A 16,588-nucleotide genomic window follows, 5' to 3' on the forward strand; every position below is an offset into this window, starting at 1 on the left:
ATTAGATTTTCATTTTTTCATATTTTCACTGGAATTTATGACAATCTCTTGAACTGTGCGAAATGTCACATCTGTATTTTACAACCTCTCTTATAGTAAGGGTATGTAAGAGAGACGTATTAAAGGAGTGAACATGATGAAGAAGAAACCTTCAGCACTAATGAGACGTTTAAAATATTTTTCACCAATAGATCGTTATAACGATAATCATACACAAGAAACATATGAAGATCGTGAATGGGAAAATGTGTATAGAAAACGCTGGCAGCATGATAAAGTAATTCGTTCTACACACGGCGTGAACTGCACTGGTTCATGTAGTTGGAACATTTATGTGAAAGATGGAATTGTAACTTGGGAAGGGCAAGAGCTTAACTATCCAACGACAGGTCCTGATATGCCTGATTTTGAACCACGAGGATGTCCGCGTGGAGCGAGTTTTTCTTGGTACATTTATAGTCCACTTCGTGTGAAATATCCGTATGTACGTGGTGTTCTTTGGAGTATGTGGCAAGAGGAATTACAAAATAATGATTCACCACTAGATGCTTGGAAAAGTATTGTGGAAAACCCTGAAAAAGCACGTAAGTATAAGCAGGCGCGTGGTAAAGGGGGATTCATTCGTGCGAATTGGGATGAAGTATTACAACTCGTTTCTGCTTCGTTACTTTACACAATAATTAAATACGGCCCAGATCGAAATGTTGGTTTTTCACCAATTCCAGCTATGTCGATGTTAAGTCATGCAGCTGGTAGTCGCTTTATGCAACTTATGGGTGGGCCGATGCTTAGCTTCTATGACTGGTACGCGGATTTACCACCAGCTTCTCCACAAATTTGGGGTGATCAAACAGATGTACCAGAAAGTAGTGACTGGTATAACTCTGGTTACATTATGACATGGGGTTCAAATGTACCGATGACGAGAACGCCAGATGCACACTTTTTAGCCGAAGTTCGATATAAAGGAACGAAAGTTGTTTCTGTAAGTCCTGACTTCGCCGAGTCTACTAAATTTGCGGATGATTGGATTAGTGTGAAACAAGGTACAGACGGTGCACTTGCGATGGCAATGGGGCACGTCATCTTACAAGAATTTTACGTAGATAATCAAGTGGAATACTTCACAAAGTATGCGAAGCAATATACTGATTTTCCTTTCTTTGTCACACTGAAACAAAAAGGAGATCAATTCGTTGCTGATCGTTTCTTAAACGCTTCTGATATTGGACGTGAAACTAAGTTAGGTGAATGGAAACCTGTTCTTTGGAACGAAAATACGAAAGATTTTGCAACACCTCACGGCACAATGGGGTCACGATGGGATAACGAAAAGAAATGGAACTTGCATTTAGAAGATGAACAAACAGGTGAAAAGATTGATCCACGTCTTTCTTTACTTGGAATGGAAGACACTGTTGGAACGGTACAAATTCCGTACTTCTCAGATGATGGAAACAAAGTATTAGAACGTACAATTCCAGTGAAAAAAGTTATGACAGAAGAAGGCGAAGTGTTCGTTACAACTGTATACGACTTAACATTAGCGAATTACGGCGTGAACCGAGGGCTCGGTGGACAAGAACCGAAAGACTTCAATGATGATGTGCCGTTTACACCTGCGTGGCAAGAGAAAATGACAGGAGTGAAACGAGAGCTTATTATTCAAATCGCTCGTGAGTTCGCACAAAATGCTGTTGATACAAATGGTCGCTCAATGATCATTGTCGGAGCCGGTATTAACCATTGGTTTAATTCTGATACGATTTATCGCGCAGTATTAAATCTTGTTCTTCTCGTTGGGGCACAAGGTGTAAACGGCGGTGGTTGGGCGCATTATGTTGGTCAAGAAAAATTGCGACCAGCAGAAGGATGGCAAACAATCGCGATGGCAAAAGATTGGCAAGGGCCACCGAAATTACAAAACGGTACTTCATTCTTCTATTTTGTAACAGATCAATGGCGTTATGAAGATACACCGGTTGGACATTTAGCATCACCAATTGAGGGGAACTCTCGTTATCAACATCACGGTGATTACAATGTATTAGCAGCACGACTTGGCTGGCTACCTTCCTATCCGACATTCGAAAAAAATGGAATTGAATTATATAAAGAAGCTATTGCTGCTGGTGCAACAACGCAAGAAGAAATCGGAAAATATGTTGCACAAAAATTAAAAGAAAAAGAACTGAAATTTGCGATTGAAGATCCAGATAACAAAAATAACTTCCCGCGCAACTTATTCGTATGGCGTGCAAACTTAATTTCAAGTTCTGGTAAGGGACACGAATATTTCTTAAAACATTTATTAGGTACAACAAACGGATTAATGAATGACGATAGTGATTCAATACGACCAGAGGAAATTAAGTGGCATGAGGACGCACCAGAAGGGAAGCTTGATCTACTCATTAATTTAGATTTCCGTATGGCTGGAACAGCGCTTTATTCTGATATCGTCTTACCTGCGTCAACTTGGTATGAAAAGCACGATTTAAGTAGTACAGATATGCATCCATTTGTACATCCATTTAATCCAGCAATCGGTTCACCGTGGGAAGCACGCTCTGACTGGGATATTTTCTGTGCTCTTTCTAAAGCTGTTTCGGATTTAGCGAAGAAAATTGATCTTGAGCCAATGAAAGAAGTTGTTGCAACACCACTTCTTCACGATACACCGCAAGAATTAGCGCAACCACTTGGCAAGATTAAAGACTGGAGCAAAGGTGAGTGTGAACCGATCCCAGGAAAAACAATGCCGCAAATTCATGTTGTCGAAAGGGATTATAAAACGATTTATGACAAAATGACAGCGCTTGGACCGAATACCGGAAAACAACCGATTGGTACGAAAGGGATTTCTTGGTCTGCAGAAAAAGAATATGAGCAATTAAAGAGTCGATTAGGAGTTATTCGAACTGATTCTATTGCGAAAGGGTGCCCAGACATAAAAGAAGCAATTAATGCTGCTGAAGCGGTATTAACGCTTTCTTCTACAACAAACGGTCATATGGCTGTAAAAGCATGGGAAGCACTTGAAAAACAAACTGATTTAAAACTGCGTGATTTAGCAGAAGAACGTGAAGAAGAATGCTTCACATTCGAACAAATTACTGCGCAGCCTAAAACAGTAATTACTTCTCCAGCCTTTACGGGTTCTGAAAAAGGTGGACGACGTTACTCACCATTTACAACAAATGTCGAACGTCTCATCCCTTGGAGAACGATAACTGGTCGACAATCTTTCTACTTAGATCACGACATGATGAAAGAATTTGGTGAAACGATGGCAACATTCAAACCAATTCTGCAACATAAACCGTTTCGTAAATCACGCCCTGAAGTAGAGGGGAAAGAAATTACACTAAACTATTTAACACCGCATAATAAATGGTCAATTCATAGTATGTACTTCGATTCATTGCCGATGTTAACGCTGTTTAGAGGCGGGCCAACGGTTTGGATGAATAAAGATGATGCGAATGAAGCTGGTGTTGCTGATAATGATTGGATTGAATGCTTTAACCGTAACGGAGTTGTCGTAGCACGTGCTGTTGTAACGCACCGTATACCGAGGGGAATGGCATTTATGCACCATGCGCAAGATCGTCACATTAACGTGCCTGGTACGAAATTAACAAGTAACCGAGGTGGAACGCATAATAGTCCAACTCGAATTCACGTTAAACCAACGCATATGATTGGTGGATATGGTCAATTAAGCTATGGATTTAACTATTATGGTCCAACTGGGAACCAGCGTGACTTAAACGTTGTAATTCGCAAACTGAAGGAGGTAGATTGGCTTGAAGATTAAAGCGCAAGTCGGAATGGTAATGAACCTAGATAAATGCATCGGCTGCCATACTTGTAGCGTAACGTGCAAAAACACCTGGACAAATCGTCCAGGTGCTGAATATATGTACTTCAATAACGTAGAAACGAAACCTGGAATTGGTTATCCGAAACAATGGGAAGATCAGGAGAAATATAAAGGCGGCTGGGAATTGAAAAATGGTGAAATTCAGCTGAAATCCGGTTCGAAAATGAAACGTCTTATGAATATTTTCCACAATCCAGATCAACCAACAATTGATGATTACTTTGAACCTTGGAACTATGATTATGAAACATTAACAAATAGCCCGCAGCGTAAGCATCAACCAGTTGCTCGTCCGAAATCAGCAATTACAGGTGAATTTATCGATAAAATTGAATGGGGTCCAAACTGGGAAGATGATTTAGCAGGCGGACATATAACAGGGTTACAAGATCCGAACGTAAAGAAAATGGAAGAAGAAATTAAAACAGATTTTGAAAATGTCTTTATGATGTATTTACCACGCATATGCGAACATTGTATGAATCCATCTTGCGTATCTTCTTGTCCATCTGGTGCGATGTATAAGCGTGAAGAAGATGGGATTGTACTTGTGGATCAAAATGCATGTCGTGCATGGAGATTTTGTGTATCATCTTGTCCGTATAAAAAAGTGTATTTTAACTGGCAAACAAATAAAGCTGAAAAATGCACAATGTGCTTCCCTCGTATTGAAGCTGGTATGCCAACAATTTGTTCAGAAACATGTGTAGGACGCATTCGATATATTGGGGTAATGTTATATGACGCTGACAAAGTAAAAGAAGCGGCTTCTGTTGAGGATGAAAAAGATTTATATGAATCTCAGCTTACTGTTTTCCTAGATCCAAATGATCCAGAAGTAGCAGCTGAAGCGAAAAAACAAGGCATTCCTGAAGAATGGATTAAAGCGGCACAAGAGTCACCAATCTATAAAATGATTATCGATTGGAAAATCGCTCTACCTCTTCATCCAGAGTATCGTACAATGCCAATGGTTTGGTATATCCCGCCGCTTAGCCCAATTATGAATATGGTGGAAGGGAAAGGAAGTAACTGGCAAGCTGAAGAGATTTTCCCTGCTATCGATAATATGCGTATTCCAATTCAATATTTAGCGAATCTACTCACTGCAGGAGATGAATCACACATTCGTCTTACTTTGAAAAAAATGGCTGTCATGCGAACGCATATGAGAGCATTGCAAATTAATAAAGCACCAAATGAAGCAGTATTAAAAGAAATTGGTTTAACGAAACAGGATGTAGAAGATATGTATCGTCTTCTTGCCATCGCGAAATATAAAGATCGCTTCGTCATTCCAGGCACTCACCGTGAACAAGTTGCAGATTTATATAGTGAGCAAGGAAGCTGTGGTCTTTCCTTTACAGGTGGCCCAGGCTCTTGTATGACAATTTCTTAAATAAAGGGGGTAGAAAATCATGAAACAAAGTTTACAAACTGCTTTTTCTTGTTCTTCTTTTCTTCTCTCCTACCCTGAACTAGGGTGGAGGGAAGCTTTACTAGAATTACAGGAAGAAATTCAAAAAATTGAACAGAAAGAAATCAGAGCAACACTTACAACATTTATAAAACAAGCGCTAGATAAAACAGACAATCAACTCATTGATTCTTACGTATATACATTCGACTTTGGAAAGAAGACAAATATGTATCTTACCTACATGAAAACAGGTGAACAAAGAGAGCGTGGAATTGAATTATTAGAGTTAAAACAGCATTATAAAAAATCTGGTTTTAACGTAACAGATAAAGAACTACCTGATTATTTACCACTTCTACTTGAATTTCTTGCAAACGCGAATGAAAAAGATAGCGAACCAATTATGAGTAAATACACAGAAAATATACAAGCATTGCACGGGCAATTAAAAGAAGCAAACTGTATGTACGAACCAATTCTTGCAGCCGTTCTCCTCACCATCGATGCATGGGGAGTACAGACGAATTAGAAAGGAGCGTTGTCAAAATGATGGATCAATTTTTATGGGTGTTGTTTCCCTATATCATTTTTGCAATTTTTATTGGCGGGCACATTTTCAGGTACAACTATGATCAATTTGGATGGACATCAAAATCTAGTGAACTATTAGAGAAGAAAATGCTCCGAATCGGAAGTCTATTATTCCACTTTGGGATAATGTTCGTAATTGGCGGTCATATTATGGGGATTTTAATTCCAGAGGCTGTATACCGTTCAATAGGTATTACAGAGCATATGTATCATATTGTAGCAATTAGTTTCGGACTTCCGGCAGGTGTTGCTTCTATCATCGGTTTAATTATATTAACGTATCGCCGTGTAACAGTAAAACGTATCATTGCAACGAGTACAAAGGGAGATTATATTGCGCTTATTTTATTACTTATCGTAATGCTAGCAGGACTGTCCTCAACGTTTTTAAATATTGACTCAAAAGGGTTTGATTATCGCACAACAATCGGTCCATGGTTCCGAAGTCTCTTTATTTTCCAACCGAAAGTTGAATATATGATGGAAGTACCTGTGTGGTTTAAATTTCATATTATTGCAGCGATGGGACTTTTCGCAGTATGGCCATTTACAAGACTTGTCCATGTATTTAGTGCCCCAATTAAATATGTAAGCCGTAGTTATGTAATTTACAGAAGACGTATTCCTAATGAGTTGAAAAAATAATACCGCTTTAAACAAATAATAGCTAGCGCCTAAGATGACACGAGGTCTAATATAAAAGGCCTCGTTTTGTTAATATAAGGTGACAGCCGTGTACGTGAAAATTAATTAAGTAGCTTAATATGAAAACAGAGTAGCATCTATATAAGATGCTACTCAATACTACAAATTGAGGCAGAGCAATCTTCACAAGCAATTTCACATTTTAAAAATTGTAAATCATGGATCGTAATCTTTCCTTTATTAATAGAAATAGTACCTTTTTTTTTCAAATCATTTAACATTCGATTTACACTTTCACGCGAAGTTGCACAGAAATTAGCAAGTTCTTGATTTGTTAAGGGTAAATCGATGAGAATCCCATTTTCTTTTAACACACCATAACTATTTGTCATTCGAATGAGAGTAGAATATAGGGCACCTTTTTTGCCGTGCAATACTAAATCTCGGAACTTCGTTTGCATTCTTCTTAAATGTTCACTAATCCATTTCATAAATTCAAATACAAGAGCGGGTTTTTGGAGTAATGCTTTTTCTAAGGCTTCACGCTTTATAACTCCTACTTCAACATCTTCAAGGCATTTTGAATTTAATAAATACTTCGCATTGTCCGTGAACAATGTTAATTCTCCGATAATATCATTTTGTGAACAAATGCGAAGTGTTAATTCTTGTCCGTCAGCACTAAGTTTACTGATTTGTACTTTTCCGGAGTGAATGATATAAATTTCTGTTGCTTCCATTCCTTCTTGAAAAATAAAACTCCCTTTATTGATTTGGATTTTATATTCAACAGATGCAAGTAACTCCTTTAAATCTTTGGATAATGCCGTACTGTTTGCCACAGCAATCACCTTTCTTCTTATAAAGTGAAACTTTAATCAGTGGGGGGGTTGTTCATTCCCCACTGATTATTAGTTGAACCAATCGGGCATTGACGGGCAGTTGATCCCCCACCTAACTTCTTTGTCCCAGCCGAATTTTGAGGTGGGGGTCTTACTGCCCGTTAATGCGGGATAAGCAGTATATTTCTTATTTTGGATGTAATTATGATGAAATTGCAAGAGATATTTTTGAAAATAAAGTAAAATTTCAATGACCATAAGGAGAAACGGCCTTAAATTTCTAAAAAGCTACTTGTAGTAAGGGATTATATTAGAATATAAGTTTTTTAGTTTAAGAAATTTCAGTATGTAAAAAGAATGGGACTAGAGATGTGAACAAAATTCGAACGGATTTGTGAAGAATTTTTGAATGGGGAAAGTAATGTGAGAAAAGTCACATTGAATATGTAGCTTCTTTTTTATAATAAAGACAAATAAAAAAATTGAAAACTTACTAAGGATTTGAGTAGAAAAGAAGGGATATAGATGCACGAGAAGATGAAAGATTCTTTAGAGCGGCCACTTCAAGATTTACGTATTTCAGTTATTGACCGTTGTAATTTTAGGTGCACATACTGTATGCCAGCTGAAGTGTTCGGACCTGATTATGCCTTTTTACAGGAAGAGTTTTTATTAACGTTTGATGAAATAGAAAGGTTAGCGAGATTATTTATAAGTATGGGAGTCAATAAAATTAGGCTTACTGGCGGTGAACCTTTATTGCGTAAAGATTTACCGAAGTTAATTGCAAGGCTTGCAAAGCTAGAAGGCTTAAAAGATATTGGACTCACAACAAACGGTATTCATTTAGCCAAACAAGCCAAGGCGTTAAAAGAAGCGGGATTAAAACGTGTAAATATTAGTTTAGATGCGATAGAGGATCACGTCTTCCAAAAAATTAATGGACGAAATGTAAGTACAAAACCCGTATTGAAAGGAATTGAAGCAGCAAAGGCAGCTGGATTAGAAGTAAAGGTAAACATGGTTGTAAAAAAAGGGATGAATGATAGTCAAATTCTTCTTATGGCTCGTTATTTTAAAGAACAAGAAATCGAGCTTCGTTTTATCGAGTTTATGGATGTGGGCAGTACGAACGGATGGAACTTTGAACAAGTCATTACGAAGGAACAATTAATAGAGAAAATTAATCGTGTATATCCTATTGAGCCCATTAAGCCTCGTTACTTTGGAGAAGTAGCGAAATTGTATCGGTATGTAGGGAGCAATGCAGAAGTTGGGTTTATTACTTCTGTTTCTGAGTCATTCTGTTCTTCTTGCACGAGAGCTCGTATTTCGGCAGACGGTAAGTTTTTTACGTGCCTATTTGGAACAAAAGGAATGGATTTGCGAACGCTTCTTCGAGAAAATATTTCTGATGCATCACTATTAAAAATTCTAAAACATACATGGGAATTTAGAACAGACCGGTATTCAGATGAACGAACAGCTGAAAGCACAAATAAACGTCCAAAAGTAGAAATGTCTTACATTGGTGGATAACGAAAGGAGGGTTCCCTATGCAAGAGCGTTATTCAAGACAAGTATTGTTTTCTGGAATTGGTGAAATGGGACAAAGAAAAATAAGAGAAAAGCATGTGCTCCTAATTGGTGCGGGTGCACTAGGAGCTGCAAATGCGGAAGCGCTCGTTAGGATGGGAATCGGGAAATTGACAATTGCTGACCGTGATTACGTCGAATGGAGTAATTTACAAAGGCAACAGTTATATACAGAAGAAAATGCGCAGCAGTGCAAACCAAAGGCAGTTGCAGCGGCAGAGCATTTAAGGAAGATTAATTCTGAAGTAGAAATTGTACCAGTTGTAACGGATGTAACAGTGCAAGAAATCGAAGAATTAATAAAGAATGTGGATCTAATATTAGATGCGACTGACAATTTTGATACACGCCTGCTTATTAATGACATTTCACAAAAAGAAAATATACCTTGGATATATGGTGGGTGTATTGGAAGTTACGGTGTAACGTATACGATTCTTCCAAGGGAAACACCATGTTTTCGCTGCCTAATGGACCATCCAATGGGCGGTGCAACATGCGATACAGCAGGAATTATTCAGCCAGCTGTACAAATGGTCGTTGCTCACCAAGTAACAGAAGCGATGAAAATATTGGTGGAAGATTTTCAGTCATTGCGAGGAACAATGTTATCGTTTGATATTTGGAACAATCAATATCTCTCATTAAAAGTAAATAGGCAGAAGAAAAGTACATGTCCATCTTGTGGGAATGTACGCACGTACCCAAGTTTAACATTTGGATCACAGATGAAAACTGAAGTGCTATGCGGAAGGAATACGGTTCAAATCCGTCCGGGAGTAAAGGGGACTCTTAATTTAGAAGAAATTCAAAAGCGCTTACAAAAAAGTGTGAAGGTCCAAAAAACTCCGTATTTACTATCGTTTCTAATGGATGAATATCGTTTTGTTTTATTTACAGACGGTAGGGCGTTTATTCATGGGACTAATGATAGGAAAATGGCAAAACGATTATATGCAAAATATATAGGGTGAATAGAAAGAGAGTTTCCTCTTATCCAAACGAGGTGAAAAAGAATGTTAGAAAAACGTATACCAATCTCAGTGGCAGAGGCAGTTGCACGTGTAATGGAATATGCCTATCAAGGTGAAACGGAAAAAGTTTCTCTTATAGAAAGCTACGGAAGAACGCTTGGAGAAGATGTTGTTGCAGATCATGATGTTCCGCATTTTGATCGATCTCCATACGACGGGTTTGCAATTAGAGCGGAAGATACAAAAGAAGCAAGTAGCAGTAACCCAATACAGTTTGAAGTGATTGGTGAAATCGGAGCAGGTTTTGTTTTTAAAAAGGAAGTAAAAGCATTTCAAGCTGTACGTATTATGACAGGAGCCGCAATTCCAGTGGGGTGTAATGCTGTTGTTATGTTAGAACTAACGGAAGGGTTTGAAGAAAACGAAAAGACTTATATGAAATTAAAACGCTCTTTCTCTTCTGGTGATAACATTTCTTTTACAGGGGAAGATGTAAAACAAAATGCTGTACTTGTGAAAAAAGGGACTGTTATTAACCCAGGAGTAGCAGCACTTCTTGCTACGTTCGGTTATAGCTCCGTATATGTTGTAAAGCGGCCGGTTATTGGAATTGTAACGACAGGAAGTGAATTATTAGAAGTACATGAACAACTGAAAGAGGGGAAGATTCGAAATAGTAACTCCTATATGATAGCTGCTCAAGTTGAACGAGCGGGCGGAGTTGTACGGCATTATGGACAGTTCGCTGATAATTTAGAGACGTGTTATAACACTGTGAAAAGAGCAATGAAAGAAGTCGATATTTTAATTACAACTGGTGGCGTTTCAGTAGGAGACTATGATTATTTACCTGCTATTTATGAGAGATTACAAGCTCATGTACTTTTCAATAAAATAGCGATGCGACCAGGAAGCGTGACTACTGTCGCTGAGCTAGAAGGAAAACTATTATTTGGTCTATCTGGTAATCCTTCTGCTTGTTATGTTGGATGTGAATTATATGTTCGACCAGTCATTCGAACATATTTGCATAGGAAAGATCCACACGTATATCGTGCAGAAGCGATTTTACAAAATGATTTTCCGAAAGCAAATCCATTTACTCGTTTTGTAAGAGGGAGTGTGGAAATTGTAGATGGTCAATTGCAAGTTACACCAGTCGGCTTAGATAAATCAAGTGCAATTTCTTCACTTGCAGAAGCGAATGTATTTATTGTTTTACCGGGAGGAACGAGAGGATTTGAAGCAGGAATAACTGTTTCGGTACTGTTATTAGAATCAAACGTAGGAAGCGAGTGGCCATGGGAAGAACCGCTTCGATCGTACAAGTAATAGAAAAATAGATTGGTAGCTTCTCAGCAGATTATGATTTATCCCGCTATTCGCCGGGCAGTAAAACTCCCACCTCCAAATTCGGCTGGAGCAAAGAAGTTAGGTGGGAGTCGGGCTGCCCGTAAACGCCCGATTGGTGAGGGCTGATTAAAGTTTCACTTTATACAAAGATAAGAGGTGCAAGATGACACATACGTATTATGAAGTAATTGATACACCTATTTCAATTGAAGATGTTACAAGTAAAGTAATTCGGCGTGAGTGTGGTGCTGTTACTACTTTTATTGGTACTGTCAGAGAATTTACGAAAGGACGTCGTACACTATATTTAGAGTATGTAGCTTATAAGACGATGGCGGAAAAACAACTTGAGAAGATTGGGACCGAAGTAGAAGAGAAATGGCCGGGGACATATGTGGCAATTACACATCGCATTGGTACATTGCAAATTTCTGATCTTGCTGTTGTTGTCGCTGTTGCTACACCACATCGGAAAGCGGCCTATGAGGCGAATGAGTATATTATGGAGCGTATAAAACAAATTGTTCCGATTTGGAAGAAAGAGTTTTGGGAAGATGGTGAGTCATGGATAGGTGATCAGTTAGAAAAAACAGCATATGTAAATGGTGAACCTGAAAAGGAGATGATAACATGATTGAAGTACTATTATTTGCACATTTGCAAGAAGAAGTAAGTAAGCCGGCCTTGCAAATAGATTGTGAAAAGATTACGGTTGCTGAGCTAAAGGATGTTCTTATAAAGAAATACAACGTAGCAATTTCAAAAGAGATTATGGTCGCTATAAATGAAGAGTACGCAAATGAGGACGACATAGTTCAAACTGGCGATGTCGTAGCAATGATTCCGCCAGTAAGTGGTGGTTGATTCTTTTCAGTCTAATCATGTTAGGACGTGATTAGACTGGAGGGAATTAATATAACTACGAATACATAGGAGGGAACAGGATGAAAAGTCCTAATTTTCAATTAAGTTTACAAACTTCTAATCTAGTTATCGGTTTTATGGTATGGGTCATTTTATCATCATTAATGCCTTATATTAAAGCGGATATTCCATTAACTGCGGGACAAATTTCTATGGTCACAGCAGTACCCGTTATTTTAGGTTCTATTCTTCGCATTCCAATTGGTTACTGGACTAATCGTTTCGGAGCAAGAAAATTGTTTTTTGTGAGTTTTATTCTTCTATTATTCCCTGTCTTTTATATTAGCGTTGCCAATTCTATGATGGATTTAATTATTGGTGGTTTATTTGTAGGGATCGGTGGAGCTGTTTTTTCCGTGGGGGTAACTTCTTTACCAAAGTACTTCCCAAAAGAGAGTCACGGCTTTGTAAATGGTATTTATGGTGTAGGTAACGCCGGAACAGCAATTACTTCTTTTTTAGCACCTGTAATTGCAACTTCATTTGGCTGGAGAACAACAGTACAGTGTTATTTAATTCTACTTGCAGCATTTGCACTTATGAACTTTTTATTAGGTGATCGTAAGGAAAAAAAGGTGAATACACCATTAATGGAACAAATAAAAGGTGTATACAAAAATGAAAAACTTTGGTTTTTATGTATCTTTTACTTTTTAACATTTGGATCATTTGTTGCATTCACAGTATATTTACCAAACTTTTTAGTATCTCACTTTGGATTAGAAAAAGTAGATGCAGGTATGCGTACAGCTGGATTCATCGTATTAGCAACAATGATGCGCCCAATTGGTGGTTGGCTCGGTGATAAATTTAATCCATTTAAAATATTAATCTTTGTATTTATCGGTTTAACACTATCGGGTATTGTTTTATCATTTATGCCTAGTATGAACGTGTATACGTTTGGTTGCCTACTAGTTGCATTTTGTGCAGGGATTGGAAATGGTACAATCTTTAAACTCGTTCCAATGTACTTCTCTGAACAAGCTGGGATTGTAAATGGATTAGTTTCAGCTTTAGGTGGACTGGGAGGGTTCTTCCCGCCATTAATTTTAACATTACTATTCCAACTGACAGGTCATTATGCAATTGGATTTATGGCGTTATCAGAAGTCGCACTTGCTTGTTTAATCATTACAGTGTGGATGTATAGCCAAGAGAAATTGTTAGTGATGTTAAAGAATCATTAGTAGGGGAAAAGGATGTCTAGTAGAGGCATCCTTTTTTAATGTTAAAACATAGACTTCGTAAAAGTTGAAGCGTCATTTATTTTATCACTATCGTTCTAGGAATAACGATAGTTTACTTGTTTAATAATAAAAAGAACAAACGCTTCTAAAAAACGTTTGTCCAAAGGTAATTACTATGTTAGATAAGAGATAGATTACGATTTATGTGTACGGGAAAGCTTTTTTATAAGTTTAGGAAGTATAGATGTTAGTTCCTGCTTCATACGCTTTGTAAACGATGGATCTTTACCTGAAGTTGAAATAGTGACAATATATTCATCATTTCGGATGACACCAGGTGTGTGAAATGATGATTCTGTACCATCACTTACAACGTTAACCCATTGGAAATCATGGGCGGCCTGTTTGACCATCATATTTACAGCATGATGATTAGTAGCTGCATAAATCAGATGAGCATCTTTAATATCATCATTCGTAAAAGTTTTTTGCTTCCAAGTAATATGTGGAAGTTCTTTCATTTCCTCGCAAATCTCTGGGCTGACAACCGTGACAAAAGCGCCTGTATTCTTTAATCCAGACGCTTTCCGATATGCAATTTTACCTCCGCCAATTATAACGACCACTTTTTTATTTAGATTAAACATAAGGGGATACATGCTATACATACACACATTCCTCCATTCGTTCTAATAATGCCAACTTCATGTATGTATCAAATTGAAGACACTTACAAGTCGTAACGTGATCATATTTTTTTGTATGTAATTTAATTTTCTGAAGCAACAATCCGGTAAAGAGAAGGTACGGCATAACATATACACTGGACGCAGTCGATGTTATATTCTTGAGCTCAGCAGTAAAAGAGGGAGTTCCTTTCGTTAAAAAGGAACAATGTACTGGCATACCGAGTTTCTGCTCGACAGCTGCTCCGATTTGTTGTAACTCATATATAGGCTGAGGGTCACTGCTACCTCGTCCTACGAGTAAAACGCTACTATCTTGCATTGGCATCGTTTCACGTATTCTTTTCACTACAAGTTCAACCATATGTGGATGCGTACTAAAAGGTGGTGCAACTGAAAATGTTATATGTGGATATTTCTTTTGCACTTTCTCTATCTCAAAAGGTATATCACGTTTATAATGAGCTGCCGCAAATAATAAAACCGGTACAATCATTATTTCAGTTGCTCCCTCTAGTATTGTTTCTGTAACTGCATCCGAAATGGTAGGTGTTGTTAGTTCTAGAAAAGCTATTTTTTGAATTCTTTCGTTACGTTCTTTCATGACAGATTGAATAAAGCGAATAAATTGTTCATTGCCTTCTTGCAGGCGACTACCGTGTCCAACATATACAATTCCTTTCATTGTGCCACCATGTCTTTCTTCATAATAATTTCTTGTAATTGCTGATCTACGTTATGAAACCCAACTTTATTTGCATAGTGTAAAGTTGGAACGTCGGTATACGAGAAGGGAAGAGTAAGAATATGCATAAAGCCAAGGCGTTTTACTTCTAATAGAAACGTATCAATTGAAGCACGCCCTTCAAATACAATGCTATCCCATGAGAATTCAGAAAGCATACGAGAATGAATTTCGTCGAAGCGATTATCAATTGTATACTCATGAGTCATCATATAGGATCCAGCACCAATTTTCTCTTGAATGAAAGCAATTCGGTTAATGTTCCGGCCTAAATAAACAGTTGTATCGGAAGAAAACTTTGCTTGTTTACCTAATAGTCCATATTGCATCAGTTTTTCTTGAGTGGCACCGTTCATATATTGCAGTTCTGCCTGTAATGAACGAATATCTTTATGATGCTTACCGCATGATTGCATCAAGATTTCTACACTCTCAGCTGAACAAAATACAAGGCGATCAACGCTAAAAATTTCATTGACTTGTTCAGAGGTTAATGTGTATTTTTTCTTTTTGAAAGTTGGAATTTGATATATTTCTGCACCGGATTCTTGCAATAGTTGTTTTATTGTGCTTTTTTTATTTGTTGCAGATGCAAACAAAACTTTCTTGCCGTGCAATGGTGTATGTTCTTTCCAAGCGATTTGGTTACGTAAGGAAACGACATCACCAACAATCGTCATGGAAGGGTTAGAAATATTTTCGGTTTTGACGTTATGAACAATGGTTGCTAGTGTCCCTGTGACAACGCGCTGCTTTCCAGTTGTACCCCATTCAATGACTGCTACGGGTGTATCTTCTTTCTTTCCTGCTTGTAGTAAGTTTTCACAAATGGTAGGTAAGTTTTTTATACCCATATAGTAGGCGATTGTATCGCTATTGTGGGATGAATTATATTTTCCATGATCGGTTAAAGGACCTTTTGCATGTCCAGTTAGTAAAGTGACGCTATTACTGTAGTCACGGTGGGTGAGGGGGATGCCTGCATAGCTACTAGCGGCGATGCTGGATGTAATACCTGGTACGATTTCATATGGAACGTTCGCTTCTGCTAAAGTTTCTGCTTCTTCACCAACACGGCCAAAAATAGATGGATCCCCGCCTTTTAAGCGGACAACGATTTTCCCTTCTTTCGCAAATTGAAGGAGGTGTGCGTTAATCATTTCTTGTCGCATAGTATGATTTTTCGGCATTTTTCCGCAATAAATAAGTTCGCATGTTCCTTTCGTATAACTAAGAAAGGCAGGATTTAATAAGCGGTCATATAAGACAATATCTGCACGCTTTAAGCAATCTATCGCTTTTTTTGTAATAAGCCCTTCATCACCTGGTCCTGCACCAACTAAATATACATATCCGTTCATATTCGCACCTCATCTATTTTTATTTAAAGGAAGCCAAGGGAGGCTTCCTTTTGTAAATTACATGTATATATAAATATCCCCATCAACAACTTCTACTTCGTACGTTTGAATACAACCGTCATCAGGTTTTTGAACTTCACCTGTTATTAATGAAATTTTCCAATCATGTAGTGGGCAAAAGACGAATTCCCCAGATACAATTCCTTCTGCTAATGGACCGTTTTTATGAGGACAACGATTTTCTACAGCTCGAACATCGTCATTTGAGAGACGAAATAAGGCGATAGACATACCCTTCATTTGCACCTCTTTACCAATTTGAATAGGAAGGTCTTCTGCACGCATAATTTTTATTTTTTCTTTCGTTTGTAACAT

General features: G+C 37.8%; 15 protein-coding genes. 10 read left to right on the plus strand and 5 right to left on the minus strand.

Translation table 11 applies throughout. The features are described from left to right. Positions 1-133: 133 nt before the first annotated feature. The 4 genes from QUF93_RS12540 to narI are packed head-to-tail and all read left to right on the plus strand — an operon-like array spanning position 134 to position 6,542. Positions 134-3,820, plus strand: coding sequence for a nitrate reductase subunit alpha (locus QUF93_RS12540; RefSeq protein WP_289358975.1), 3,687 nt, complete (start codon positions 134-136; stop codon positions 3,818-3,820). Beyond that, positions 3,810-5,285 (plus strand): nitrate reductase subunit beta, encoded by a 1,476-nt coding sequence (narH, locus tag QUF93_RS12545; protein ID WP_289358976.1) that lies wholly within the window; start codon positions 3,810-3,812, stop codon positions 5,283-5,285. Before QUF93_RS12540 ends, narH begins: the two co-directional genes overlap by 11 nt. Positions 5,286-5,304: 19 nt before the next feature. After that, a complete protein-coding gene (gene narJ / locus QUF93_RS12550; RefSeq protein ID WP_289358977.1) occupies positions 5,305-5,835 on the plus strand; it encodes a nitrate reductase molybdenum cofactor assembly chaperone in 531 nt (176 codons plus the stop codon). A gap of 17 nt (positions 5,836-5,852) precedes the next feature. Then, positions 5,853-6,542 (plus strand): respiratory nitrate reductase subunit gamma, encoded by a 690-nt coding sequence (narI, locus tag QUF93_RS12555; RefSeq protein WP_002118806.1) that lies wholly within the window; start codon positions 5,853-5,855, stop codon positions 6,540-6,542. A gap of 149 nt (positions 6,543-6,691) precedes the next feature. Here the strand turns inward: narI and QUF93_RS12560 are convergent, their stop codons facing one another. Continuing rightward, positions 6,692-7,384: a Crp/Fnr family transcriptional regulator gene (locus tag QUF93_RS12560; RefSeq protein ID WP_289358978.1), complete on the minus strand. Its 693-nt coding sequence runs from the start codon at positions 7,382-7,384 to the stop codon at positions 6,692-6,694. A gap of 525 nt (positions 7,385-7,909) precedes the next feature. Here QUF93_RS12560 and moaA point away from each other — a divergent pair. From moaA to narK, 6 genes are all read left to right on the plus strand, one after another. Beyond that, the gene (gene moaA, locus QUF93_RS12565; RefSeq protein WP_289358979.1) at positions 7,910-8,923 is read left to right on the plus strand and encodes a GTP 3',8-cyclase MoaA; all 1,014 of its coding nucleotides are present in this window, start codon (positions 7,910-7,912) and stop codon (positions 8,921-8,923) included. Between the two features lie 17 nt (positions 8,924-8,940). Then, positions 8,941-9,954, plus strand: a complete 1,014-nt coding sequence (locus QUF93_RS12570; RefSeq protein ID WP_289358980.1) for a molybdopterin-synthase adenylyltransferase MoeB — start codon at positions 8,941-8,943, stop codon at positions 9,952-9,954. Between the two features lie 42 nt (positions 9,955-9,996). Continuing rightward, positions 9,997-11,286, plus strand: coding sequence for a molybdopterin molybdotransferase MoeA (locus QUF93_RS12575; protein ID WP_289358981.1), 1,290 nt, complete (start codon positions 9,997-9,999; stop codon positions 11,284-11,286). Between the two features lie 184 nt (positions 11,287-11,470). Further along, complete coding sequence (locus QUF93_RS12580) at positions 11,471-11,941, plus strand: molybdenum cofactor biosynthesis protein MoaE (RefSeq protein WP_289358982.1); 471 nt, start codon at positions 11,471-11,473, stop codon at positions 11,939-11,941. Next, entirely contained in the window at positions 11,938-12,171 is a 234-nt protein-coding gene (gene moaD, locus QUF93_RS12585) for a molybdopterin converting factor subunit 1 (RefSeq protein ID WP_289358983.1), read from the plus strand. Before QUF93_RS12580 ends, moaD begins: the two co-directional genes overlap by 4 nt. Before the next feature lie 80 nt (positions 12,172-12,251). After that, positions 12,252-13,421, plus strand: a complete 1,170-nt coding sequence (gene narK, locus QUF93_RS12590) for a nitrate transporter NarK (RefSeq protein ID WP_289358984.1) — start codon at positions 12,252-12,254, stop codon at positions 13,419-13,421. Between the two features lie 194 nt (positions 13,422-13,615). Here the strand turns inward: narK and QUF93_RS12595 are convergent, their stop codons facing one another. The 4 genes from QUF93_RS12595 to nirD are packed head-to-tail and all read right to left on the minus strand — an operon-like array spanning position 13,616 to position 16,588. Next, on the minus strand, positions 13,616-14,089 hold the full coding sequence (locus QUF93_RS12595) for a precorrin-2 dehydrogenase (RefSeq protein ID WP_289358985.1): 474 nt from the start codon (positions 14,087-14,089) through the stop codon (positions 13,616-13,618). Next, a complete protein-coding gene (locus QUF93_RS12600; RefSeq protein ID WP_289358986.1) occupies positions 14,082-14,792 on the minus strand; it encodes a sirohydrochlorin chelatase in 711 nt (236 codons plus the stop codon). Before QUF93_RS12600 ends, QUF93_RS12595 begins: the two co-directional genes overlap by 8 nt. Continuing rightward, positions 14,789-16,213 (minus strand): uroporphyrin-III C-methyltransferase, encoded by a 1,425-nt coding sequence (locus QUF93_RS12605; protein WP_289358987.1) that lies wholly within the window; start codon positions 16,211-16,213, stop codon positions 14,789-14,791. The genes QUF93_RS12600 and QUF93_RS12605 overlap by 4 nt, the downstream gene beginning before the upstream one ends. A gap of 57 nt (positions 16,214-16,270) precedes the next feature. Next, positions 16,271-16,588 (minus strand): nitrite reductase small subunit NirD, encoded by a 318-nt coding sequence (gene nirD, locus QUF93_RS12610; protein WP_289358988.1) that lies wholly within the window; start codon positions 16,586-16,588, stop codon positions 16,271-16,273.

Source organism: Bacillus hominis (genome assembly GCF_030348325.1).
GTDB classification, from domain to species: domain Bacteria; phylum Bacillota; class Bacilli; order Bacillales; family Bacillaceae_G; genus Bacillus_A; species Bacillus_A hominis.